1 protein-coding gene is annotated in these 1,424 nt (G+C 65.1%); it reads right to left on the reverse strand.

Annotated elements, in window-relative coordinates:
* On the reverse strand, positions 1–1,424 hold a 1,424-nt coding region (carB, locus tag EN994_RS31380), incomplete at both ends, for a carbamoyl-phosphate synthase large subunit (protein ID WP_127308149.1).

A 1,424-nucleotide genomic window follows, 5' to 3' on the forward strand; every position in this document is an offset into this window, starting at 1 on the left:
GGCGAGGCGAACTCGGCCGCACAAGTGTCGATGCGTTTATAAACAGGATGAACGTCGAGCTTTTCGCGAGCTTTCTGAATCACTTCGGCGTCGGTCTTCGTCAGCGACGCGAGGCGGGCATCGGAGAAACCCATGGCCTTCAGCATGCGCAGGTTGACGGCATCCTCGGGAATGCCGTGCTCGCGGATGCGGGCTTCCATGGCGACGATGCCGGCGATCTGTTCGAGGAACCACGGGTCGATCTTGCACATGGCGTGCACGTCCTCCAACGAGGTGCCCATGCGGATCGCCTGCGCCACCATGCGCAGCCGATCGGGCGTCGGCGTGCCGAGCGCTGCGCGGATGGCGTTGCGGTCGTCGGCATGGTTGGCGGAACCGAGGCCCCCATGGCTGAGACCGGGAATCTCGATCTCGTCCAGACCAGTCAGGCCGGTTTCAAGTCCACGCAGCGCCTTCTGCAGCGATTCCTGGAAGGTGCGGCCGATGGCCATGACTTCGCCGACCGACTTCATGGCGGTGGTCAGCACCGGCTCGGCGCCGGGGAATTTCTCGAAGGCAAAGCGCGGGATCTTCGTGACGACGTAGTCGATGCTCGGTTCGAACGAGGCTGGCGTCGCGCCGCCGGTGATGTCGTTCTCCAGCTCGTCCAGCGTGTAGCCGACGGCGAGTTTTGCCGCGATCTTGGCGATCGGGAAGCCGGTCGCCTTGGAGGCAAGTGCCGACGAGCGCGAGACGCGCGGGTTCATCTCGATCACCACCAGGCGGCCATCGGCCGGGTTGACGGCGAACTGCACGTTGGAACCGCCGGTCTCGACGCCGATCTCGCGCAGCACGGCGATCGAGGCGTTGCGCATCATCTGGTATTCTTTGTCGGTCAGCGTCAGCGCCGGGGCGACGGTGATCGAATCGCCCGTATGCACGCCCATCGGGTCGATGTTCTCGATCGAGCAGACGATGATGCAATTGTCCGCTCTGTCGCGGACGACCTCCATCTCATACTCCTTCCAGCCGAGCACGCTCTCCTCGATCAGCACTTCGGTGGTCGGCGAGGCGTCGAGGCCGGACTGGACGATCTCGTAGAATTCGGCGCGGTTGTAGGCGATGCCGCCGCCGGTGCCGCCCATGGTGAAGGACGGGCGGATGATGGCCGGCAGGCCGACATGGTCGAGCGCCTGGGCGGCGATCGCCATGCCATGGCTGATATAGCGCTGCTTGCGGTCGCCTTCGCCGAGGTTCCAGCGGGTTTCCAGCGCATCGAGCGCGGCGTCGAGATCGGCCGGCTTCTCGGCCTTGAGCGCCGCGCGCTCGGCCTCATGCGTCTTGCGGTCGGTGTTCTTGACGTCGGTGGCGTTGGCCAGCATCGACTTCGGCGTTTCCAGGCCGATCTTCTTCATCGCCTCGCGAAACAGCGCGCGGTCCTCGGC

This window comes from Mesorhizobium sp. M7A.F.Ca.CA.002.09.1.1 (genome assembly GCF_003998555.1).
Classification (GTDB): Bacteria; Pseudomonadota; Alphaproteobacteria; order Rhizobiales; family Rhizobiaceae; genus Mesorhizobium; species Mesorhizobium ciceri.